This is a genomic window from Marmoricola sp. URHB0036, assembly GCF_000426045.1.
In the GTDB taxonomy this organism is placed as follows: Bacteria; Actinomycetota; Actinomycetes; order Propionibacteriales; family Nocardioidaceae; genus Marmoricola.
Genome location: NZ_AUEP01000018.1, coordinates 47,564 through 68,684, shown reverse-complemented (window position 1 = coordinate 68,684; position 21,121 = coordinate 47,564). Strand labels below are relative to the sequence as shown.

The 21,121-nt window shown below is 70.9% G+C and carries 20 protein-coding genes; 9 read left to right on the top strand and 11 right to left on the bottom strand.

Features of this window, described 5'->3' with window-relative positions; translation table 11 throughout:
• Window positions 1-2: 2 nt before the first annotated feature.
• From H976_RS0119120 to H976_RS0119105, 4 genes are read right to left on the bottom strand one after another with little or no spacing between them, the layout of a single operon-like run.
• Complete coding sequence (locus H976_RS0119120) at window positions 3-1,079, bottom strand: DNA polymerase domain-containing protein (RefSeq protein WP_027862851.1); 1,077 nt, start codon at window positions 1,077-1,079, stop codon at window positions 3-5.
• Between the two features lie 44 nt (window positions 1,080-1,123).
• The gene (locus H976_RS0119115; RefSeq protein ID WP_027862850.1) at window positions 1,124-1,534 is read right to left on the bottom strand and encodes a hypothetical protein; all 411 of its coding nucleotides are present in this window, start codon (window positions 1,532-1,534) and stop codon (window positions 1,124-1,126) included.
• Window positions 1,531-2,727, bottom strand: a complete 1,197-nt coding sequence (locus tag H976_RS0119110; RefSeq protein ID WP_027862849.1) for an acyl-CoA desaturase — start codon at window positions 2,725-2,727, stop codon at window positions 1,531-1,533. The genes H976_RS0119115 and H976_RS0119110 overlap by 4 nt, the downstream gene beginning before the upstream one ends.
• Before the next feature lie 23 nt (window positions 2,728-2,750).
• Window positions 2,751-3,827: a ferredoxin reductase gene (locus H976_RS0119105; RefSeq protein ID WP_027862848.1), complete on the bottom strand. Its 1,077-nt coding sequence runs from the start codon at window positions 3,825-3,827 to the stop codon at window positions 2,751-2,753.
• A gap of 112 nt (window positions 3,828-3,939) precedes the next feature.
• Here H976_RS0119105 and msrB point away from each other — a divergent pair, with 112 nt between their 5' ends.
• Window positions 3,940-4,359 (top strand): peptide-methionine (R)-S-oxide reductase MsrB, encoded by a 420-nt coding sequence (gene msrB, locus H976_RS0119100; protein WP_027862847.1) that lies wholly within the window; start codon window positions 3,940-3,942, stop codon window positions 4,357-4,359.
• 55 nt (window positions 4,360-4,414) lie between these two features.
• Here msrB and H976_RS0119095 read toward each other — a convergent pair whose 3' ends face one another.
• Genes H976_RS0119095 through hemG form a run of 3 tightly spaced genes read right to left on the bottom strand, consistent with a single transcriptional unit; the run spans window position 4,415 to window position 6,971 of the window.
• Window positions 4,415-4,846, bottom strand: coding sequence for a YdeI/OmpD-associated family protein (locus H976_RS0119095; protein ID WP_027862846.1), 432 nt, complete (start codon window positions 4,844-4,846; stop codon window positions 4,415-4,417).
• A gap of 8 nt (window positions 4,847-4,854) precedes the next feature.
• A complete protein-coding gene (gene hemQ / locus H976_RS0119090; RefSeq protein WP_027862845.1) occupies window positions 4,855-5,553 on the bottom strand; it encodes a hydrogen peroxide-dependent heme synthase in 699 nt (232 codons plus the stop codon).
• Complete coding sequence (gene hemG / locus H976_RS0119085; protein WP_027862844.1) at window positions 5,550-6,971, bottom strand: protoporphyrinogen oxidase; 1,422 nt, start codon at window positions 6,969-6,971, stop codon at window positions 5,550-5,552. The genes hemQ and hemG overlap by 4 nt, the downstream gene beginning before the upstream one ends.
• A 62-nt stretch (window positions 6,972-7,033) precedes the next feature.
• Between hemG and H976_RS0119080 the strand changes: the two genes are divergently transcribed.
• Window positions 7,034-7,939 (top strand): DUF4349 domain-containing protein, encoded by a 906-nt coding sequence (locus H976_RS0119080; protein ID WP_027862843.1) that lies wholly within the window; start codon window positions 7,034-7,036, stop codon window positions 7,937-7,939.
• A 4-nt stretch (window positions 7,940-7,943) separates the two neighbouring features.
• Here H976_RS0119080 and hemE read toward each other — a convergent pair whose 3' ends face one another.
• The gene (hemE, locus tag H976_RS0119075) at window positions 7,944-8,996 is read right to left on the bottom strand and encodes a uroporphyrinogen decarboxylase (RefSeq protein WP_027862842.1); all 1,053 of its coding nucleotides are present in this window, start codon (window positions 8,994-8,996) and stop codon (window positions 7,944-7,946) included.
• 69 nt (window positions 8,997-9,065) lie between these two features.
• Here hemE and H976_RS0119070 point away from each other — a divergent pair, with 69 nt between their 5' ends.
• Together H976_RS0119070 and H976_RS27340 are read left to right on the top strand one after the other, a co-directional pair.
• Window positions 9,066-9,662, top strand: a complete 597-nt coding sequence (locus tag H976_RS0119070; protein WP_027862841.1) for a DUF3000 domain-containing protein — start codon at window positions 9,066-9,068, stop codon at window positions 9,660-9,662.
• Window positions 9,662-10,963 carry an HRDC domain-containing protein gene (locus H976_RS27340; protein WP_036227421.1) on the top strand — a complete coding sequence of 434 codons (1,302 nt, stop codon included), beginning with the start codon at window positions 9,662-9,664 and terminating at the stop codon, window positions 10,961-10,963. Before H976_RS0119070 ends, H976_RS27340 begins: the two co-directional genes overlap by 1 nt.
• A 6-nt stretch (window positions 10,964-10,969) precedes the next feature.
• Here H976_RS27340 and H976_RS0119060 read toward each other — a convergent pair whose 3' ends face one another.
• The gene (locus H976_RS0119060) at window positions 10,970-12,328 is read right to left on the bottom strand and encodes an ABC transporter substrate-binding protein (protein WP_027862840.1); all 1,359 of its coding nucleotides are present in this window, start codon (window positions 12,326-12,328) and stop codon (window positions 10,970-10,972) included.
• 145 nt (window positions 12,329-12,473) lie between these two features.
• On the opposite strand from H976_RS0119060, the gene H976_RS30155 reads away from it, so the two are divergent.
• The 3 genes from H976_RS30155 to H976_RS0119045 all read left to right on the top strand — a co-directional run bounded on the left by H976_RS30155 (window position 12,474) and on the right by H976_RS0119045 (window position 14,462).
• A complete protein-coding gene (locus tag H976_RS30155) occupies window positions 12,474-13,220 on the top strand; it encodes a hypothetical protein (RefSeq protein WP_155918523.1) in 747 nt (248 codons plus the stop codon).
• A gap of 3 nt (window positions 13,221-13,223) precedes the next feature.
• Window positions 13,224-13,853 carry a hypothetical protein gene (locus tag H976_RS0119050; protein WP_027862838.1) on the top strand — a complete coding sequence of 210 codons (630 nt, stop codon included), beginning with the start codon at window positions 13,224-13,226 and terminating at the stop codon, window positions 13,851-13,853.
• Between the two features lie 186 nt (window positions 13,854-14,039).
• A complete protein-coding gene (locus H976_RS0119045; RefSeq protein ID WP_051277076.1) occupies window positions 14,040-14,462 on the top strand; it encodes a type II toxin-antitoxin system PemK/MazF family toxin in 423 nt (140 codons plus the stop codon).
• Between the two features lie 6 nt (window positions 14,463-14,468).
• Here H976_RS0119045 and hrpA read toward each other — a convergent pair whose 3' ends face one another.
• Entirely contained in the window at window positions 14,469-18,203 is a 3,735-nt protein-coding gene (gene hrpA, locus H976_RS0119040; protein ID WP_027862836.1) for an ATP-dependent RNA helicase HrpA, read from the bottom strand.
• Window positions 18,204-18,391: 188 nt separating this feature from the next.
• Complete coding sequence (locus H976_RS0119035) at window positions 18,392-18,838, bottom strand: hypothetical protein (RefSeq protein WP_027862835.1); 447 nt, start codon at window positions 18,836-18,838, stop codon at window positions 18,392-18,394.
• A 138-nt stretch (window positions 18,839-18,976) separates the two neighbouring features.
• On the opposite strand from H976_RS0119035, the gene H976_RS0119030 reads away from it, so the two are divergent.
• Both H976_RS0119030 and H976_RS0119025 read left to right on the top strand, forming a co-directional pair.
• Window positions 18,977-19,702 (top strand): response regulator transcription factor, encoded by a 726-nt coding sequence (locus H976_RS0119030; protein WP_027862834.1) that lies wholly within the window; start codon window positions 18,977-18,979, stop codon window positions 19,700-19,702.
• The gene (locus H976_RS0119025; protein ID WP_027862833.1) at window positions 19,699-21,108 is read left to right on the top strand and encodes a cell wall metabolism sensor histidine kinase WalK; all 1,410 of its coding nucleotides are present in this window, start codon (window positions 19,699-19,701) and stop codon (window positions 21,106-21,108) included. Before H976_RS0119030 ends, H976_RS0119025 begins: the two co-directional genes overlap by 4 nt.
• Window positions 21,109-21,121 lie beyond the last annotated feature (13 nt).

Here is a 21,121-nt window from a genome sequence, read left to right as displayed (position 1 = left end):
GCTCAGTCCTCGATCCGTTCGCCCTGCTCGTTCCAGTGGGCGGCGACCTTCTTCGACGGCTGCACCCGCGGCGGCTCGCCGGGCATCTTCGGGTAGTCGGGCGGGAAGTTCAGCTCTCCACCGGGCAGCTCCTCCCAGAGCTGCAGCAGGGGCTCCAGGGAGTACGCCGTGTCGTCGATCGAAGCCCACGGGTCACCGTCGGCCAGTCGCTCAGGGACCGTGAACAGGTTGAACTCGTTGGGGTCGGTGAGGGTGGCCAGCTCCTCCCAGGTCATCGGGGTGGAGACCGGTGCGCCGGCCTTGGGGCGCAGGGAGTACGCCGAGGCGATGGTGCGGTCGCGGTTGTTCTGGTTGAAGTCGACGAAGATGCGCTCTCCGCGCTCCTCCTTCCACCAGGCGGTGGTGACGCCGGGGTCGCGCCGCTCCAGCTCGCGGCCGAAGCCGATCGCCGCGTGGCGCAGGTCGGTGAACTCCCAGCGCGGTTCGATGCGCACGTAGATGTGCACGCCGCGGTTGCCGCTCGTCTTCGGGTAGCCGGTGATGCCGAGCTCCTCGAGCAGCTCCCTGGCGACGCCGGCTACCCGGACGGCGTCGGTGAAGGTGGTGCCGGGCTGGGGGTCGAGGTCGATCCGGAGCTCGTCGGGGTGGTCGTTGTCACCGCTGCGCGTCGGCCAGGGGTGGAAGGTGATCGTGCCCATCTGCGCACACCACGCGATGGTCGCCAGGTTGGCGCCGCACACCTCGTCGGCGGTGCGCCCGCTCGGGAAGGTCACCCGCGTGGTCTCGACGTACTCCGGAGCACCCTTGGGCACCCGCTTGCTGTAGAACGCGTCGCTCTTGTCGCCACGACCGGTGGCGAGCGTGATGCCGGGGTGTACGCCGCTCGTCCAGCGTTCGAGGGCGGTCGGGCGATCTCCGAGGGCACGCATGATGCCCTCGCCGACAGCGACGTAGTACTCCGCGACCTGGAGCTTGGTGATCTCGGGTGTGGACTCGGTGGCCGGGTAGATCAGGCGGTCGGGACTGGAGACCCGGACCGGCACGCCGTCGGCGTCGACCTCGGCTGCGGGAGTTGCCATGCCCGCAATCTACGCAAGCAGCCCCGGGGAAGCCGGGGAAGCCCTCAGGACGCGGGCAGCCTGACGTCCTCGATCACCGAGTTCGGCGCGAACACCGGCCGTCGATCGACCCACTCCGCGGTGGGTCGGACGAACTCGAAGCCCGAGGTGGTCACCAGCGCCCAGGAGGACGGCTGCGACGCGTGCCCCAGCGAGGCGGACCTGCTACCCCACACCTCGATGGCCGCCTCCGCACAGGCCCGGTGCGTCGGCGGGAAGTGGAACTCGTTGCGCTCCGCCTCGTCCTCGCTGCCGAGGAAGGCCACCGGGCGCGCGAGGCTGTCGCCGCACACCCCGCAGATCCGGCTCAGCGCGCACTGCGTGACCTTGCGCTTGTCCAGCCCGAGATCACCCATGCTGGCGAACGGGACATCTCCCCCGCGGATGTCCAGTCCGCCTGCCGGTTGGTCGATCACGCGGTCACCTTGGAGGTCCAGGCACCGGTCTCGGAGGCCCGGGTCGGACGCTCGTCGTCGCGGCGCCGGCCGCGGGGAACCTCGGGAGTCTCCGGGTAGTCGCGCCGGTCCGGCTTGGTGAACTTGTTGGGCAGCGAGAGCTTCGTGATCGTGCGCAGCGCCTGGCCGTACTGCTTGTACAGCGGGCCGGTGGTGTACGGGATGCCGTACTTCTCGGCCAGCGGTCGCACCCGGTCGCTGATCTCCGCGTAGCGGTTGCTCGGCAGGTCGGGGAACAGGTGGTGCTCGATCTGGTAGCCGAGGTTCCCGGAGGCGATGTGCAGAAGCGGGCTGCCGGTGAAGTTGGCCGAGCCGAGCATCTGGCGGAGGTACCACTCCGCGCGGGTCTCGTCCTCGATCTCCTCCTCGGTGAAGTGCAGGGCGCCGTCGGGGAAGTGCCCGCAGAAGATGATCATGTAGGACCACAGGTTGCGCGTCAGGTTGGCCAGCCCGTTGGCGGCCGCCGTGTGCAGGAAGGCAGGCCCGGTCAGCGCCGGGAAGAAGAGGTAGTCCTTGCCGATCTGGCGGCGTACCTTCCGGCCGATCTGCGCGAGCTGCTTCTTCATCACCTTGGGGTCCTTCTCGCGCTTGCGGATCGCCTCGATGTCGAGGTCGTGCAGCGCGACGCCCCACTGGAACAACGTGGCCAGCATGGCGTTGTAGACCGGCTGCCCGAGGTTGAACGGGCTCCACTTCTGCTCGCGGGCCATCCGCAGGACGCCGTAGCCGATGTCGTTGTCGTGACCCAGCACGTTGGTGAACTGGTGGTGCACGTAGTTGTGTGAGTGCTTCCACTGCTCGGCGGGCTGGGCGGTGTCCCACTCCCAGGTGCTGGAGTGGATCTCGGGGTCGTTCATCCAGTCCCACTGGCCGTGCATGACGTTGTGGCCGATCTCCATGTTCTCGAGGATCTTGGCCGCGGCGAGCATGCCGGCGCCAGCCCAGAAGGCCGGCTTCCACTTGCTCGCGAACAGAGTGATGCGTCCGGCGACGGCGAGCCGTCGCTGGATCGTGATCATCCGGTTGATGTACGCCGCGTCGTCGTCGTTGCGCGACTCCTCGATGTCCTGGCGGATCTGGTCGAGCTCTCGGCCGAGCTCGTCGACCTCCTCCTCGCTGAGGTGCGTGTATTCCTTCACATCGGCGATAGCCATGCCGGGTGTCCCTTCGTGGTCGGTCAGATGTCGAGCGTGCAGTCACCGGCTGCTGCAGTGATGCAGGTCTGGATGGGTTCGTTGGGGCCGGAGGTCTCGTCGCCGTTGCGCATGTCGCGCACCGTCCCCTCGACGAGCGTGAGCGTGCAGGTGTGGCAGATGCCCATGCGGCAGCCGTAGGGCATGCCGATGCCGGCTTCCTCCCCGGCCTCCATCAGCGAGGTCGCGCCGTCGGCGTCCGTGGTCTTGTTGGAGTTGCGGAAGGTGATCGTGCCGCCCTCCCCACCCTCGCCACCGAGCTCGAGGGTGAAGCGCTCGAGGTGGAGCGAGTCCTCGAGACCTGCTGCCTCCCAGTGCTCCTCGGCCGCGTCGAGCATCGGCGACGGCCCACAGGCCCACGTCTCGCGTTCCTTCCAGTCCGGGCAGATGCGCTCGAGGTCGCTCATCTCGAGGATGCCGTCGGAGTCGGTGTGCTGCTCGTGGAGGGACAGGCCCTCGTGCTTCTCGCTGAGCTCGACGATCTCGTCGCGGAAGATCATCCGCTCCTTGGTCGGCGAGCTGTAGGCCACCACCACGTCGGGCATCGTGTTGCGGCGGTCGAGGGTGCGCAGCATCGCCATGACGGGCGTGATGCCGCTGCCGGCGACCAGGAAGAGGATCTTCTCGGGCGGCGGCTCCGGCAGCACGAAGTCTCCGTTGGGCTCCGCCAGCCGGATGATCGTGCCCGGCTCGAGCCCCTGCACGAGGTGGCTGGACAAGAAGCCCTCGGGCATGGCGCGCACCGTGATGGCGATGGTGCGCCCGTCCCGCTTGGGCGGCGAGGACACCGAGTAGGAGCGCCAGTGGAACTTGCCCTTGACCTGGATCCCGATGCCGACGTACTGCCCGGGCTTGTGGTCGTAGCGCCAGCCCCAGCCGGGCCTGATCACGATCGTCGCGGCGTCGTCCGTCTCCGGGATGACCTTCTCGACCCGGCCGCGCAGCTCGCGCGCGGTCCAGAGCGGGTTGATCAGGGAGAGGTAGTCGTCGGGGTGGAGCGGAGTGGTCAGACGGGCTCCGAACTTGCGGACCTCGGACCACGAGACCCTCTCAGCGACCATGCCTGTCCGTCTCCTGTCGATCGTGGGATGAACTCCCCAGTGAACAGTCGTACACCGAAGTCGTCAAGTCCTCTGCGCGACTGTCTCTTGCAGCGGTCACTACCGTGGAGGCATGACCTACCAGGTGAAGAAGAGCGACGCCGAGTGGCGCGAGGAGCTGTCGGCCGACGAGTTCAAGGTGCTGCGCCAGGCCGGCACCGAGGCGCCGTTCACGGGTGAGTACACCGACACCAAGACCGTCGGCGTCTACCGTTGCCGCGCCTGCAAGACCGAGCTGTTCCGCTCGGAGACCAAGTTCGACTCCCACTGCGGCTGGCCGTCGTTCTACGCGCCGCTGGCCGAGGACCGGGTGGAGTACATCGAGGACCGCTCGTTCGGCAGCGTCCGTACCGAGGTCCGGTGCGCCAACTGCGGCTCACACCTGGGCCACGTCTTCGAGGGCGAGGGCTACGGCACCCCCACCGACCAGCGCTACTGCATCAACTCGATCAGCCTGACGCTCGAGCCTGAGGATGGGCCGGAGGACGCGTGAAGGGGTTGTCGGTTTCACAACACGTGTTGTGAAACCTGAGCACTCGTGTGACCGCTTACCGGAGCCCGTCGACCACCTTGGCGATCCGGCGCTCGCCGGTGGCCTGGGCCTTGGCCTCCTCCACCGAGCGGACGTGCTCCTTGCGGTAGGTGAAGGCGAGGGCGTCGAAGGCTGCGCGCAGGCCCGCCTCGGCCAGTGCCGCGGCCAGGTCGGCCGGGACCTCGACGGTGCGCTCGGCGGTGTCGTGCTCCAGGGTGATCTCATGGGTCTCGCCGCCGCTCACCCCGGCTGCCTCGCGGTTGACCTTGGCAATGCCGAGCAGGTACTTGCCGCCGTACACCGCGACCGTCGAGCGCCAGGTGTGGCCGTTGAGGGTGACCACGACCGGCACGCGCTTGCCGGCGCCGAAGCCGAGCACGATCTCCTCGGGCACCTCGATGCCGGTGTTGTTGCCGTCCTGGAGCACGGTCGTCGTGAAGGTGGGCATGTCGGCGGCTACGGCATCGAGGTGACCAGCTCGGTCGGCGTACGCCGGCGGCCGGTGTAGAAGGGGATCTCCTCGCGGACGTGGCGGCGGGTCTCCGAGCCGCGGAGGTGGCGCATCAGGTCGACGATGCGGTGCAGCTCGTCGGCCTCGAAGGCCAGCAGCCACTCGTAGTCGCCGAGGGCGAAGCTGGCGACGGTGTTGGCGCGGACGTCGGGGTACTCACGCGCCATCTGGCCGTGCTCGGCGAGCAGGCGACGGCGCTCGGAGTCCTCGAGGAGGTACCACTCGTAGGAGCGCACGAACGGGTAGACGCAGACGTAGGCACGGGCCTCCTCGTCGGCCAGGAAGGCCGGGATGTGGCTCTTGTTGAACTCCGCCGGGCGGTGCAGGGCGACCTGTGACCACACGGGTTCGAGCCGACTGCCGAACGACGTACGCCGCAGCTGCTGGTAGGCGTCCTGGAGCTTCTCGATCTCCTCTGCGTGCCACCAGACCATCACGTCGGCGTCGGCGCGGAGTCCGCTGAGCTCGTACATGCCCCGGACCACGACGTCGTCCGCCGCGAGCTTGGCGACCAGCTCGTCGACCTGCCGCGCCTCCTCGTGGCGGAACGCGTCGTCGCCGAACACGTCGCGCAGCCGGAACACCGACCACATCGTGTAGCGGATCGTGTCGTTGAGCTCGCGCGCCTTCTTCCCGCTGGTCATGGCCCCATTGTCGCAAGGTCCTCCACGACCTCCGCAGCCGCCAGGTGTGCCGAGGCGATGCAGGCGGGGATCCCCACTCCGTCGTACGCCGAGCCGCAGACCGCGATGCCGGGCAGCCGAGCCAGCTCGGCCCGGATCGAGGAGACCCGGTCGAGGTGGCCCACGGCGTACTGAGGCAGTGCGCCACCCCACCGCTGCACGTGCGTGTCGACCGGCCGGACCGAGAGCCCGATCGCATCGGTGAGGTCACGCAGGGCCAGCCCGACCAGCTCCTCGTCGGTGCGCTGGAGCGTCTGCTCCTCCCGGTGACGGCCCAGCGAGCAACGCAGGATGACCACCGGATCAGAGGCGCCCGCTCCCGCCTCGCGGACCCAGTCCCACTTGGCGAAGGAGAAGGTCGATGCCTTCACGGCGTGCCCGTCGACCGGTGGTACCAGGAAGCCGGAGCCGGGCACCTCGGGGAACGCCGCAGACGCGACGGCCAGCGTGACGATGGCCATCGAGGCGTACTCGACACGCCCGAGCGCCAGCGCGGACGCCGGCGCAGCATCGGCGAGCAGCCTCGAGGTGGCGCGGGCCGGCGTCGCCAGCACGACGGCGTCCGCCAGGACCAGCTCCAGGTCACGAGTCGGACCGACGACGAGACTCCAGCCACCGTCCGGTCGGCGCGCCAGCTCCCGGACCGTAGCGCCGGTGCGGATCGTGGCGCCAGCGGCGCGGGCCAGCTCCCCGGGCAGGCGCCCCACTCCCCCGCGCAGGCCGGCGAACACTGGCGCGGCCGTCGAGTCGGGCGGACGGGTGGCGGCCGCTGCGGCGTGCATCAGGGAGCGGTCCTGACCGAGCTTCGCCACCAGCTGGGGTACGGCGGCCCGGGCCGAGATCTCGCGGGCGTGCCCGGCGTACACCCCGCCGAGCAGTGGCTCCACGAGCCGGTCGACGACCTCTTTGCCGAGCCGTTCCTCCACGAGGTGGCCGACACTGACGTCGCGATCGCCGAGCTCGGTCTGCGGGAGCACGGCATCCATGGCCGCCCTGGCCCGGCCCTTCGCGGACAGGACGTCGTCGAGGCCGTGCAGGTCGAGCGGGACGCCCATCAAGGTGCGCGGCATCGGCACCAGCCGGCCGCGGTTCCACAGGCTGGCCGTGATGGTCGCCGGGTGCACGAGGTCGTCGCCGAGCCCCACCTCACGGGCCAGGTCCACTCCTTCGGGGCGCCGGTTGAGGATCGACTCGGCGCCGACGTCCGTGACGAGACCGGCGACCTCGGCGGTGCGCAGGCTGCCTCCGATGCGCGGCGAGGCCTCCAGCACGACGACCTCGGCAGTGGGCAGCAGCTGCTGCACACGGTGTGCGGCCGCGAGACCGGAGACTCCGCCGCCGACGACCGCCACGACCGGTCTGCTGCTGGGTTCGCGCACGTCGCAAGCGTGGCACAACGGCATCGGGGGAACCGATGCGGCGTCACCCGCGTCACAGCACCATGACCAAGAAGCAGGCTCTGGTGATCACCGTCCTCCTCGTCGTCCTCGGCGTCGTCTACGCGGCCATGGTGCTCGGCGGCCGCGACGGCGACAACGTGGCCAACAGCGACAGCTCGGGTGCCACGGCCGACACGGCCGGTGGCAGCACCGAGCCCAGCGCGTCAGCGCTGAAGGCGGAGCCCGACTCGTCCATCCGGGAGGCCTCCGTCACCACGCCGATGACGCGCGCGGTCATCTCGACCGGGCAGGTGACACTGCACGCCAAGGACATGGCCAGGGCCCGGTCCGAGGTCGTCCGGCTGGTCACGTCGTGGGGCGGGTCGGTGGCGGACGAGCAGAGCACGAGCGACGAGCACGGGCGGCTGGCGGACAGCACCCTCACCCTGCGGGTGCCGAGCGACCACTTCGACGAGGCGATGAGCGCGTTCGGGACGCTCGGCGAGGTCGAGCAGCGCAGCCAGAAGTCCGAGGACGTCACCACCAAGGTGATCGACACCGATGCCAGGGTCCGCGCGGGCGAGCGCAGCGTGCAGCAGATCGAGGCCCTGCTCTCGCGGGCGCAGAAGCTCGGCGACGTCATCGCGATCGAGAACGACCTCGCCCGCCGGCAGGCCGACCTCGACTCGCTGAAGTCGCAGCAGGCGTGGCTGGAGGACCAGACCTCGCTCAGCACGATCACGGTGTACCTGAGCCGCCCGATGGTGCACGGCACGACGCACGAGGCGAAGGGGTTCCTGGCCGGGCTGGAGAACGGCTGGGACGCGTTCCGGGCCACCTTCGTGGCAGTGCTCACGGGGCTCGGGGCCGTGCTCCCGTTCGCCGTGCTGCTGGCGCTGCTCGGCGTACCTCTGTGGTGGGTGGTACGCCGCCGCCGGCTGCCGTCGACCCCGGTCGCCGAGGCCTGAGCGGTCAGCGGGCCGAGTGCTCCTGGACGAAGGCGGTCAGCCGGGCCAGCTGGTCGGGATCGGTGGACGGGATCACGCCGTGGCCGAGGTTGAAGATGTGACCGGGAGCCGCAGCACCGGCATCGAGCACCTGGCGGGCCCGCTCGAGCATGACCTCGGTGGGCGCGAAGACGAGTGTCGGGTCGAGGTTGCCCTGGACGGCGCGGCCACCGGCCCGTTCGATGCCTGCTGACAGCGGCACCCGCCAGTCGACGCCCACCACGTCGGCGCCGGCCTCGCCCATCAGGTCGAGGATCTCGCCGGTGCCGACCCCGAAGTGGATCCGCGGCACGCCGGTCTCACCGATCCGGCTCAGCACCTCGGCCGACCACGGCTGGACATAGGTGCCGTAGTCGTCGCGCGTCACCGCACCGGCCCAGGAGTCGAACAGCTGCACCGCCGAGGCACCGGCGTCGACCTGCACCTCGAGGTAGGCCGCCGCGATCCCGGAGATCTTGCGCATCAGCGCGTCCCACACGTCGGGAGCCCCGAACATCAGCGCCTTGGTCTGGGCGTGCTCCTTGGAGGGACCTCCCTCGACGAGGTACGACGCCACGGTGAACGGCGCACCGGCGAAGCCGATCAGCGGTGTGTTCCCGAGCTCGCCGACCAGCCCCTGCACCGCCTCGGTGATGAACGGGACGTGCTCGGGGGTGAGGTCGGGGATGGCCTCGACGTCAGCGAGCGTGCGCACCGGCTCGGCCACGACCGGCCCGACCCCCGGCTCGATCTCGAGGTCGACGCCTACGGCCTTCAGGGGCAGCACGATGTCGCTGAAGAAGATCGCCGCGTCGACGCCGTACCGCCTCACCGGCTGCATGGTGATCTCCACGACCAGCTCGGGCCGCATGCACGACTCGAGCATGGTGGTGCCCTCGCGGATCTTGAGGTACTCCGGCAGCGAGCGCCCGGCCTGACGCATGAACCACACCGGCGTGTAGGGCGTCGGCTCGCTCCGCGCGGCGCGCAGGAAGGCCGAGTCGCGCAGCGCCGGATTGGTCGCGGAGGCGGCGGGCATGCGCCGATCTTCGCAGGTCAGGCGGCGAGTCGGGTCCCCGGGACCACCGCGTCGGCCTAACCTGTCGACATGGCGGCACCCGAGCAACCCCGCATCGAGCCACCGTCGGCTCCGCCCGAGTTCAGTCGCGCCGTGAAGCAGATGAGGGCGGCGAAGTTCCGCTCCGAGCTCTTCGTCGAGGAGATGCCCGCCCCCCAGCGGATCGCCCCGTTCGCGTCTGCCCTGTCGGCCGACGTGACCGTCGAGGGCGAGGACGTCGGGTCGGGTCGCATCGTCGTGCTCCACGACCCGGCCGGCAACGACGCCTGGCTCGGCACCTTCCGCTGCGTGGCCTACGCCCGCGCCGAGATCGACCCCGAGCTGGTCAGCGATCCCATGCTGGCCGGCGTCGGCTGGAGCTGGCTCACCGAGGCGCTGGAGGCCCACGGAGCGGCGTACGCCGTGCCGTCGGGCAGCGTCACCTGCGTCAGCTCCGAGAGCTTCGGCGGGATGGCCGACGAGCCGGCCACCGCCCAGCTCGAGATCCGGGCGTCCTGGTCACCGACCGGCGACCTCACGGCCCACGTCGAGGCATGGGGTGAGCTGCTCTGCACCGCCGTCGGACTCCCGCCGGTGCCCGAGGGCGTGGCGACGATGCCCTCCCGACGCGGACAACGTGGCGGCTGATGTCGGGGCCGAGCAATCCGCCAGAGCCCACCGACGACCGCGAGCCCATCGACACCACTGACGCGACCTCCGCAGAGCCGGAGGCGCCTCCTGCGCCGCTGCTGACGCTGCGCGACGGGTTGCCCGACATCACCGAGACCGAGGCAGCCCTGGCCGACGTCGTGACCAGGGTGGCGGCCGGCACTGGACCGATCGCCCTCGACGCCGAGCGCGCGTCCGGCTACCGCTACTCCCCCCGCGCCTACCTGATCCAGCTGCGCCGCGAGGGATCGGGTACGGCGCTGATCGACCCGATCGCCTTCGCCGACCTGTCCTCGCTGAACGAGGCCATCGGCGACGCCGAGTGGATCCTGCACGCCGCCAGCCAGGACCTCCCCTGCCTGCGCGAGGTCGGGCTCACGCCGGTGCGGCTCTTCGACACCGAGCTGGCAGCCCGGCTGCTGGGCTATCCCCGCGTCGGCCTGGCCACCCTGGTCGAGGTCATCCTGGGCCGGTCGATGCGCAAGGAGCACTCCGCGGTCGACTGGTCACGGCGGCCGTTGCCCCAACCCTGGCTGGAGTACGCCGCCCTCGACGTCGAGGTGCTGGTCGAGCTGCGCGACGTGATCGCCGCGGCCCTGGTCGAGTCGGGCAAGGACGACTGGGCCGAGCAGGAGTTCCAGCACCTCATCAACCACGTCCCGCCGCCTCGTCAGGACCCGTGGCGGCGTACGTCCGGGATCCACAAGGCCAAGGGGCGGCGCGCGCTGGCCGCCGTACGCGAGCTGTGGACGGCCCGCGACACGATCGCCGCCCAGCGCGACACGACGCCCGGCCGGTTGATCCCCGACTCCGCGCTCATCGTGGCCGCCAACACCATGCCGAGCACCACCTCCGAGCTGCTGGACACCCAGGGCTTCCACGGTCGCGGGGCGCGCCGCTACTCCGACCAGTGGCTCGCTGCCCTCGCCCGGGCCAAGGCCCTGCGCGACAACGAGCTGCCCCCGTTGACGATCCGCTCCGACGGTCCGCCGGCTCCGCGGGTCTGGGCCGAGCGCGACCCGGTGGCGGCCGCCCGGCTGTCGACGGCACGGGCGCTGGTCAACGCCTTCGCGGAGGAGCACGACGTGCCGGTGGAGAACCTGCTGACCCCCGACTACCTGCGGCGGGTGCTGTGGAAGCCGCCGGTGACCACCGGTGACATGGAGGCCGCCGTCGAGGAAGAGCTCGCGCGTCTCGGCGCCCGTGCCTGGCAGATCGCGATCACGGCACCGATGATCACCCAGGCGATCCTGGAGCCCAAGGCGGCAGCGGTCGACTGAGCCCGCTCAGGGAGTGGCCGACGGCGAGGACGACGGCGATGCCTTCGACGGGTTCAGCAACGGCACCGAGGCGGCGTCGATCGCCTCCAGGCGGTCCTGCAGCGGGAGGATGACCGGGTCGTAGAACAGCTGGGTCAGCGACTCGCCGGTGGCTTCCTCCACCGACGGCCAGGTGGTGGTGCTCGGCAGCATCTGGGCCCGGCGCAGCTCGCGGGCGAACACCTCGGAGTGCAGGGGCCGCTGGCCGGTCTGGAGGAAGTCGTCGCTGTTCAGCACGTCGACGTTGGAGGGCATCACGTAGCCGGTGGCGGCGAGGATCCCGGCGTTCTTGTCGGAGATCAGTGCGGCGAGGAAGTCGGCCGCCTCCTTGGTGTGCTGGGACCCCTCGGACAGGCACATGCCCGACATCCGCGCGATGGTGGCGCTGCTCCCGACCCGGGGCAGTGGCATCACGTCGAAGGTGAGCGTCTGCTGCTCGCGCAGCACCGGAGTGAGGTCACGGAACCCGAGCATCATGCCGAGCCGGCCGTCCTCGAACCGCTGGAGGGCGGACCGGTTGGCCAGGGCCTTCTCGTTGAAGGTCAGTGTCGGGTTGCGCACGGTCTCGAGGAGCTTCTCCATGGCGTTCTCGGAAGGACCGTCGGAGAGCGTCAGCGTGGTCGGGTCGTCGGTGTCGTCGACGACGTCGCCACCGCCGGACCAGATGAACGGGGCGACCTGCTCGAGGTCGGGCGCGATGTAGAGCCCGCGCACGCCCGGGCGTCGCGGCTGGAGGGCCGCGGTGCGGAACTGGTCGAGCGACCAGCCGGTCTCCTGGGTGACCGGCTTGCTCCCCGGGTCGTTGATCCGGTCGAGCTCGATGAGCTTGGGGTTGTAGTAGACGACCATCGGCGAGACGTCGATCGGCATGCACTGAAGGGCCGCGTCCGCGCTGAACGCCTCGAGCCCGTTGCGGGTGTAGCCGTCGCCGAAGTCGACCTCGCGCTCGGCCAGGAGGTCGTCGACCCGGCGTACGGCCTTCTCCTCGGTGAGACCGGCCAGGTCGTCGTGGTCCATCAGGAAGAGGTCAGGCGGGTTCCCGGCGGCCCGGGCCTTGTTCAACGCCACCATCGCGTCGTCGTGCGTCGGATAGTCCTTGACGACGACCTTGACGCCGTCGTGCTGGACGGTGAAGTCGGCGGCGATGCGCTTGTAGGCGTCGATGACCTCCTTGGGCCCGTAGACGGCGAAGGTCACCTGGGTCCGGGCGTTCGGGGTCGGTGACGGCTTGGCCTCGGGCGGGCTGTCGTTGGAGGCGCATCCTGCGGCTATCACGAGGACGACGGCGATGCCGGCCACACCTCGACGCAGCGACGACCTCACCATCCGTACAGCACCTTTCCGTCGCATCCGCCCGAGTCAGGCCGGCTCAGGGAGACGTCCTCGACCACCGGCCACGCCACGATATCGGGACACGCCACACCGTTGCGCGGCGCGGTGTCGAGTGGGTCTCGGCCTCTACGCTGACGCCATGCCAACGACCAGGAAGCGCGGGGCGGCGGTCGCCGTCGCCACGCTCGGACTCCTCCTCAACGGCGCCCTCGCCGGCTGCTCCCTGAGCAAGGACGACGACAAGCCCGACACCTCCTCGGCCCCCGATGCGACGCCGACCCCGACTGCGACCGAGGAGGCGACCGGTACGCCCGCCCCCGCGACGCCGACCCCCACAGCCAGCAGCTCGGCCACCACGAAGGCCGACCCCGCGAGCGCCTTGCTCGGCGCAGCCCAGCTGCCGCCGCTCAATGCCTCGTCGCCGTGGACCGAGAAGGGCACGACGGTGCCCGGTCCGACGTCGTTCGGCGTCTGCCAGCGGTTCGACGCCCTCTCCATCGGCGCCATGAGCGTCGTGGAGCGCAGCTTCGCCGGCAGCCCGGGCGACAGCGCCGGGCAGCAGGTCGTGGAGTACCCCGACGCGCAGAACACGGTGCGTGCCGGCAAGGTCTTCGAGGCCTGGCACAACACCTGCAAGAGCCAGATCAAGGGCAGCAACATCAAGGTCGGACCGATCACGTCGGTCGCGGTGCCCCAGGGCAAGGGCTGGTGGTACGTCGCCAGCTGGGAGCGCGCCGGCGCCGGCCACTTCCACTCCTTCGGCCTGGTGTCCAAGGGCAACCGGATGACGCTGCTGAAGATGGACCACGGCGGCCAGGACCATGACTACCCCGCCGGTCAGGACCCCATGGAACTTGCCGTCAAGGCCGCATCAGCCAAGATGTGACGGATGAGCACCGACCGGCACCACCACCGCCCCTCGATGCCGGGCGCCCAGGCGTTCGAGGCGATCGAGGGTGACGCGGACCCGGCAGCCCTCAGCGAGGCGGCCGACCGGGCCGCTCACGCCCTCGTGCGCGGCGCCCGCACGCAGGCCGACGAGGCGCTCGTGGACCGCGTGGTGCACCTCGCCGACTCCGAGGGGCTCGAGACCCTGGCCGAGCTCTGGTCAGGAGCGGCGGCGGACTCCCTGGCCGGTGCGCTGTGGCGGCTCTACCTGCTCCGCAGCTGGGTGTACGCCGACCCACGGACCGCGGCCGCCGAGTTCGACCGTGGCCGGGCCCACGTGCCGGTGGCCGAGGTCATCTCCGGCGTGGTCGAGCCTCCGGGACCGGACGAGGTGCGGGCACTGGTCGACGAGGTGCTCAGCGGCGTGGTCGTGGGCGAGTTCGCCGACACCCTGTTCCGCGCGGCAGCGTTCGCGCGTGTGGCAGCAGCAGGACGGGTGCACGACGTGCCGTTGGTCGCGCCGGAGGGCGGGTCGTCGTACGCCGCCGACGTGTCGGCCTCACGTCTCATCACCCTGGCCGACCAGCTCCAGCACGCCGCGCGCCTCGAGCTGTCCGGAGCGCTCGCCTAGTCACCTGTACGAGAGCAGTGACACTCACCACGGCGTTTGCCGTTGAGTCAGCGGGTTGCACTTGTAGAGTTGGGGGCGCGTCGGGCCGTGGCAGCCCCGGGTCCCAAATTAAGCCGCTACGAGCGGCCACGCGCCGTGAGGCGCTCCCGGCCCGACGCTCTACTTCTCCCGACGTGAGGTGCCCCGATGGCGTTCCGCCTCCCGCGCCTGCGTCTGCGCAACCCGGTGACGCCGCGGCTGCGCTACGCGCCGAAGCCCGACGGGCGGCCCGACCCCGGCGAGGTCGTGTGGACGTGGGTCCCCTACGAGGACGACCCGACGCAGGGCAAGGACCGTCCGGTGCTGGTGATCGGCGAGGACGGTGACTCGCTGCTCGCGCTCCAGCTGACCTCGCGCGACCACGACGTCGACGCCGCCCAGGAGCATCGCGACGGGCGCGAGTGGATGGACATCGGCACCGGCGCCTGGGACCGCGAGCGGCGGCCGAGCGAGGTGCGGCTCAACCGGCTGCTGCGCGTCGACCCGTCCGGCGTACGACGCGAGGGGGCTGCACTGGACCGCGCGATGTTCGACGCCGTGATCGCCGCCGCGAAGCCGTACCTCCAGTGACGAGACCTAGCCGAGAGCCTTGCGGATCCGCGCATCGGAGACCGGCTGAGCCGTCCCGAGCTGTTGGGCCCACAGGCTGACGCGGTACTCCTCGAGCAGCCAGCGCACCGCGCGCAGCCGAGCTCCCATCGGGCGACCCTCCGGCAGCGCGTCGACGCGGTGCTGCCAGGCCTGCTGGAGCTCCTCCACCCGGTCCATCAGCTCGCGGTCGCGGGCCAGCTCGCCCAGCCTGTCGATGCGCACCGTCATCGCCTGGAGGTAGCGGGGGTACTCGCGCAGCGCCGCTCCCGCCTCGCTGACGAACCCGTCGTGCACGAGCCGGGCGAGCTGGGCACGCAGGTCGTTCATCGCCGGGAGCTGCGCCATCTCCACCCGACCGTGCAGCGCCTTGTCCACCGGCCGCCACTCGGCCAGCACGCGCAGCACCTGGCGGAGCACGGCAGCCGACCGCTCCGGCAGCTCCTCGGCGGCCCGCTCGGCCAGGGCCTGGAAGGCGTCCGCGTCCCGCACGGGGGGCGCCTGGTCGACCAGCTCGCCGGCCGCCGCGACGACACAGTCCGCGATCAGCGCCCGCACGTTGGAGTACGGCGAAGCAGCGAGCCCGAGCTTGGCGGTGTTGTCCAGTCCCTCGACCAGCCCGGCCACAGGTGACGGGACCGCGAGCAGCAGCAGGCGTCGTACGCCGAGACGGTGCTGGGCCTCCTGCTCGTCGGCCGAGGCGGCTACCCGGAGGCCGACGGTGCTGCCCTCGTCGACCAGCGTCGGATAGCCGTGCACCTCGTGGCCGGCGCGGGTCTGCACGAACGACGCCTCGATCGTGCCGAACGTCCACGTGGTCTGGCCGGTCGAGCTCAGGCCCGACTCGTCGGCCACCTGCTTGATCGCCCGGTCGAGCGACGGACGCAACGGCGCCTTGAGCGCCTCGAGGTCCTTGCCGGCGCCGACCTCGGTCCCCCGGTCGTCGAGGACCCGGAAGGTGGGCCTCAGGTGGGCGGGCACCTTGTCGAGGTCCCACGCCTCGGCGGGCACGTGCACCCCGTTGAGCGAGCGCAGGTAGCGCGACAGCGCGTCGAGCAGGGGCTCCTCCCCCGGCGGCACGGCGGTGAGGAACCGGCGCGCGACGTCCGGCGCCGGCACGAAGTTGACCCGCAGCTGCTTGGGCAGCGAGCGGATCAGCGCGGTGACCAGCTCGTGCCGCAGGCCGGGCACGTTCCAGGTGAACGGCGCGGAGCCGACGGTGTTGAGGGTGGCGAGGGGCACGTCGATGGTGACGCCGTCGGCCTCGTGGCCGGGCTCGAAGTGGTAGCGCAGCGGCAGGGTGAGCCGCCCCTCCTGCCACTCGTCGGGGAAGTCGGCCTCGTCGAGCCCCGCGCCCTCGTGCACGAGCATCGTCGGGTCGAAGGTCAGCAGGTCGGGGCGGTCGCGGCGCTCCCGCTTCCACCAGGTGTCGAAGTGCGCACCGGAGATCACCTCGGCCGGGATGCGCGCGTCGTAGAAGTCGAACAAGGTCTCCTCGTCGACCACGATGTCGTGCCGACGGGCGCGGTGCTCGAGCTCGGCGGCCTCGTCGAGCAGCCGGCGGTTGGTCTCGAAGAACCGGTGCCGCGCCCGCCACTCCCCCTGCACGAGGGCGTGCCGGATGAACAGCTCGCGCGCGACGTCGGGCTGGTGCCGGCCGAGGGGTACGACGCGGTCGGCGACGAGTGGCACGCCGTAGAGAGTGACGCGTTCGTGGGCGAGCGCGGACTCCCGCTTCTTCGACCAGTAGGGCTCGGAGTACGTGCGCTTGACCAGGTCGCCGCCGAGCCGCTCGGCCCACACCGGGTCGATCGCAGCGTTCTGCCGGCCCCACAGGCGGGAGGTCTCGACCAGCTCGGCCGCCATCACGAGATCGGGCTGGGACTTGAACAGGCCCGACCCCGGGAAGATCGCGAACCGTGCCCCGCGCGCGCCCAGGTAGTCGCGCCGGTCGACGTCGCGCAGCCCGATGTGGGACAGCAGCCCGGAGAGCAGCGCCTGGTGGATCCCGTCGGCGTCGGGCACCGTGGCCGGCGTACCCGGCTTGAGTCCCACCTGCTTGGCCACCTGGCGCAGCTGGGACTCGAAGTCCTGCCACTCGCGCACGCGGAGGTGGTTCAGGTGCTCCTGGCGGCACAGACGACGGAACGCGCTCGAGCCGAGCTCCTTCTGCTGGGTCTTCAGGTGCCGCCAGAGGTTGAGCCAGGCGATGAAGTCCGAGCGGGGGTCGCGGAACCGGGCGTGCAGCTGGTCGGCTCGAGCACGCTGCTCGACCGGACGCTCGCGCGGGTCCTGGATCGACAAGGCGGCCGTGATCACCAGCACCTCGCGCAGGCAGCCGAACCGGTCCGCCTCGAGGATCATCCGCGCCATCCGGGGGTCGATCGGCAGCCGGGCGAGCTTGCGGCCCACACCGGTCAGGCGCCGGCGGTCGTCGCGGCCCGGCGCCAGGGCACCGAGCTCCTCCAGCAGCTGTACGCCGGCCCGCACCGCGCGCGTGTCCGGCGGGTCGACGAACGGGAACTGCTCGACCTGCCCCAGCCCGAGCGAGGTCATCTGCAGGATCACGCTGGCCAGCGAGGTGCGTAGGATCTCCGGCTCGGTGAACTCCGGACGGCCCTCGAAGTCCTCCTGGCTGTAGAGGCGGATCGCGATGCCGGCCTCGACCCGGCCGCAGCGACCGGAGCGCTGCTGGGCCGAGGCCTGGCTGATCGGCTCGATCGGCAGCCGCTGCACCTTGGTGCGCGTCGACCAGCGGCTGATCCGGGCCAGCCCGGTGTCGATGACCGCGATGATGCCCGGGACGGTGAGCGAGGTCTCGGCCACGTTGGTGGAGAGCACGACACGACGGCGGGTGTGCCGCTCGAAGACACGGTGCTGCTCGGCGGCCGAGAGCCTCGAGTAGAGCGGCACGATGTCGAAGCCCCGAGGCCCTTCGGCCTTGCGGGCCAGGGCTTCTGCAGTGTCGCGGATCTCGCGCTCCCCCGGCAGGAAGACGAGCATGTCCCCGGCCGTGTCGGCGAGCAGCTCGTCGACAGCCGCCTCGATCGCCTCGGTCTGGTCCCGCTGGACCGGCTCACCCTCCTCGTCGTCGTACGACTCCTCGAGCAGGGGCCGGTAGCGCACCTCGACCGGGTAGGTCCGGCCCGAGACCTCGATGATCGGAGCCGGGCGGCCACTCGAGTCGGCGAAGTGGGTCGCGAACCGCTCCGGGTCGATGGTCGCCGAGGTGATCACGACCTTGAGGTCGAGACGTCGCGGCAGCAGGCGCTTGAGGTAGCCCAGCAGGAAATCGACGTTGAGGCTGCGCTCGTGGGCCTCGTCGATGATGATCGTGTCGTAGCGCTTCAGGTCGCGGTCGCGCTGGAGCTCCGCGAGCAGGATCCCGTCGGTCATCACCTTGACGCGGCTCTGCTTCGACGTACGGTCGGTGAACCGGACCTGGTAGCCGACCGTCTCGCCCAGCTCGGTGCCGAGCTCCTCGGCGATGCGCTCGGCGACGCTGCGCGCGGCGATGCGCCGCGGCTGGGTGTGGCCGATCATCCCGCCGCCCGGGGCACCGGGGTCACCACGGCCCAGCGCCAGACAGATCTTCGGCAGCTGGGTGGTCTTGCCCGACCCGGTCTCGCCGGCCACCACGACCACCTGGTTGTCCCGGATGGCCTCGGCGATGTCGTCACGACGGGCCGAGACCGGCAGGTCGGGTGGGAAGTGGATGCGCACAGCGTCGCCATTCTCCCCGGCACGTGCTCACCGGGCCAAGCGGGTTGTTGCTGTGCGGCTGCGGCGAAGACATGGCCCGAGGCAAGGTGCGGCAGCCACTCCCCGGGCCGTGCATGTTCTGTTCGGGTGTTGCAACGCCTGAACTGGCCATGGATACCCGGTCAGCCGGGGATTCCGCCGGTTGCCGGCTACGGCGAGGGAGTCGCGTTCGGTGGGGTGGGGGTCGGGGCGCTGTTCGGGGGGAGGATGCGCGGACCGTTGCCGTCGCCCTGCTGGGGACCGCGCCAGCGCGGCATCGGGTCGGTGCCCTGCCCCCCGCCGGGTCCACTGCCGGGGCCGTCGCCCCACTGCCAGTGCCGCCCGCCCGGAGGTGCCATCGGGCCGCCACGCTGGAACCGCATCGGACCGCCACGTCGGTCGTTGCCGTCGCCGGCGCTGGCCAGGGCCGCGCCTGCGAGACCGCCGATGATGACCGAGGCCAGCGCCACCGCGATCAGCGCGCGGAAGGACCAGAGCCGGTCGACGAAGCGTTGCCTGGGCGGGGCAGGCACCTGGTCGGGAGGCAGCACGTGCGTGGAGGCCGGGTCGGGTTCGGGCGGCGGAACCGGGCGCGATTCCGGAGGTACGTCGGTCACGCACTCATGGTGCGCCGAGAACCTGTGTTTGTCCTGTGTCTCGGCAACGAAACCCGGCACGCCCACGGCAGCGCGTTCACAGGAAACGCACAGCCACCTCATGGACTCCCCGGTGGCGCAGCCACCAGAGTGAGCAGCATGAAGAGCGCTGAGCCCGACCTCACCCGAGCCGACGGCAGCCCTCTGCGCGTCCTCGTGGTCGACGACGAGGAGAACATCGCCGAGCTGCTGCGGATGGCGCTGCGCTACGAGGGCTGGGAGGTCGAGGTCGCGCTCACCGGGTCCAAGGCGGTGTCGACCGCCAAGAAGCAGCGACCCGATGCCGTCGTGCTCGACATGATGCTGCCCGACTTCGACGGCATGGAGGTGCTGCGCCGGCTGCGCGGCGACCAGGACGACGTACCCGTGCTGTTCCTGACCGCTCGCGACTCGGTCGAGGACCGGGTGGCAGGCCTGACCGCCGGCGGCGACGACTACGTCACCAAGCCGTTCTCGCTCGAGGAGGTGGTGGCCCGGCTGCGAGCTCTGATGCGGAGGTCGGGTGCACAACAGACCTCGACGACCACGGCCCTGGTCGTCGGTGACCTGCAGCTCGACGAGGACAGCCACGAGGTGAGCCGGGCCGGTGAGGAGATCAGCCTGACCGCGACCGAGTTCGAGCTGCTCCGCTTCATGATGCGCAACCCCCGCCGGGTGCTCAGCAAGGCCCAGATCCTCGACCGTGTCTGGAACTACGACTTCGGCGGGCAGGCCAACGTCGTCGAGCTCTACATCTCCTACCTGCGCAAGAAGATCGACGCCGGTCGCGAGCCGATGATCCACACCATGCGCGGGGCCGGCTACGTGCTGAAGCCGACCACATGAGGCTTCCTCGTTCGCTGACGTCACGCCTGGTCATCACCACGGTGGTGCTGGTCGCCGTGACCTCGGTGCTGATCGGCACGGTCACGGCACTCGCGATGCGCAGCTATCTCTACAGCCGGCTGGACGACCAGGTCATGAAGAGCTTCGACCTCGGTCGCCCTCCGGGCGGCGACATCGGTCCCGGGCCCGACCTCGGCGCCCAGCTGCGCACGGTCACCGGGCTCTACCCCGAGGAGGGGCCGGCCCAGGCCTTCGTGGTGACGACCCGGGACGACAATCGAGGGGTGAAGCGATCGGTCTCCACCACGGTGACCGAGCAGCTCGACAAGGTGCCGACCGACGGCGCCCTGCACACCGTCAACCTGACGGCTCTGGGCGACTACCGCGTCATCGCGCGCGACGTCACGGGCGGCAAGATCGTCACCGGGCTTCCCACCACCGAGGTCCACGACATCCTGTCCAGCCTGATCTGGCTGGAGGTCCTGCTCGGCCTGCTCGGCGTGGTCGCCGCCGGAGGAGCCGGCACGCTCGTCGTACGACGGCAGCTGCGTCCGCTCAACGACGTCGCGCAGACCGCGCACGCCGTCGCCGTACTCCCCCTGGACTCCGGTGACATCGGCGTCACCGAGCGGGTGCCGGAGCGGCTCACCGACGAGCGCACCGAGGTCGGCCAGGTCGGGGCGGCGCTGAACACGCTGCTCGAGCACGTGGAGGTCTCGCTGACGGCCCGGCACCGCAGCGAGCAGCAGGTGCGCCAGTTCGTGGCCGACGCCTCCCACGAGCTGCGTACGCCGCTGGCCACGATCCACGGCTACGCCGAGCTGTCCCGTCGTACGCCGGACGACCCGGCTGCCCTCGCCAGCGCCCTGACCAAGGTCGAGACCGAGACCGACCGGATGTCGACGCTGGTCGACGACCTGCTGCTGCTGGCCAGGCTCGACTCCGGCCGCCCGCTCGACCGTGTCGAGGTCGACGTCACCCGGCTGCTGCTCGAGTCGGTCGGCGACGCCCGGGTGCTCGCTCCCGGCCACCGCTGGCAGCTCCGGCTGCCCGAGGAGCCGGTGACCGTCACCGGCGACGAGCAGCGACTGCACCAGGTGGTCACCAACCTGCTCAGCAACGCCCGCCACCACACGCCTCCCGGGACGACGGTCACCGTCTCGGCCGAGCCGAGCGACAGCGGCATCACCATCACGGTGCACGACGACGGCCCGGGCCTCCCCCCAGGACTCGCCGACCACGTCTTCGAGCGATTCACCCGTGGCGACAGCTCGCGCACGCGTGCGAGCGGAGGGGCCGGCCTGGGACTGTCGCTGGTCGCCGCGATCGTCCAGGCACACGCCGGCAGCACCTCGGTCCGGTCCGAGCCCGGCGACACCACGTTCACGGTGACCCTGCCGGCGTAGCGCTCTACGATCG

Coding starts and splice junctions, on each gene's coding strand:
- H976_RS0119105 (WP_027862848.1), bottom strand. CDS start 3,827: ATGGTCGCTGAGAGGGTCTCGTGGTCCGAGGTCCGCAAGTTCGGAGCC.
- H976_RS0119050 (WP_027862838.1), top strand. CDS start 13,224: ATGAGCACCGACCGGCACCACCACCGCCCCTCGATGCCGGGCGCCCAG.
- hemE (WP_027862842.1), bottom strand. CDS start 8,996: ATGCCCGCCGCCTCCGCGACCAATCCGGCGCTGCGCGACTCGGCCTTC.
- H976_RS0119110 (WP_027862849.1), bottom strand. CDS start 2,727: ATGGCTATCGCCGATGTGAAGGAATACACGCACCTCAGCGAGGAGGAG.
- H976_RS0119070 (WP_027862841.1), top strand. CDS start 9,066: ATGGCGGCACCCGAGCAACCCCGCATCGAGCCACCGTCGGCTCCGCCC.
- H976_RS0119030 (WP_027862834.1), top strand. CDS start 18,977: ATGAAGAGCGCTGAGCCCGACCTCACCCGAGCCGACGGCAGCCCTCTG.
- H976_RS30155 (WP_155918523.1), top strand. CDS start 12,474: ATGCCAACGACCAGGAAGCGCGGGGCGGCGGTCGCCGTCGCCACGCTC.
- H976_RS0119120 (WP_027862851.1), bottom strand. CDS start 1,079: ATGGCAACTCCCGCAGCCGAGGTCGACGCCGACGGCGTGCCGGTCCGG.
- H976_RS0119025 (WP_027862833.1), top strand. CDS start 19,699: ATGAGGCTTCCTCGTTCGCTGACGTCACGCCTGGTCATCACCACGGTG.
- hemQ (WP_027862845.1), bottom strand. CDS start 5,553: ATGACCAGCGGGAAGAAGGCGCGCGAGCTCAACGACACGATCCGCTAC.
- msrB (WP_027862847.1), top strand. CDS start 3,940: ATGACCTACCAGGTGAAGAAGAGCGACGCCGAGTGGCGCGAGGAGCTG.
- H976_RS27340 (WP_036227421.1), top strand. CDS start 9,662: ATGTCGGGGCCGAGCAATCCGCCAGAGCCCACCGACGACCGCGAGCCC.
- H976_RS0119080 (WP_027862843.1), top strand. CDS start 7,034: ATGACCAAGAAGCAGGCTCTGGTGATCACCGTCCTCCTCGTCGTCCTC.
- H976_RS0119095 (WP_027862846.1), bottom strand. CDS start 4,846: ATGCCCACCTTCACGACGACCGTGCTCCAGGACGGCAACAACACCGGC.
- H976_RS0119060 (WP_027862840.1), bottom strand. CDS start 12,328: ATGGTGAGGTCGTCGCTGCGTCGAGGTGTGGCCGGCATCGCCGTCGTC.
- H976_RS0119045 (WP_051277076.1), top strand. CDS start 14,040: ATGGCGTTCCGCCTCCCGCGCCTGCGTCTGCGCAACCCGGTGACGCCG.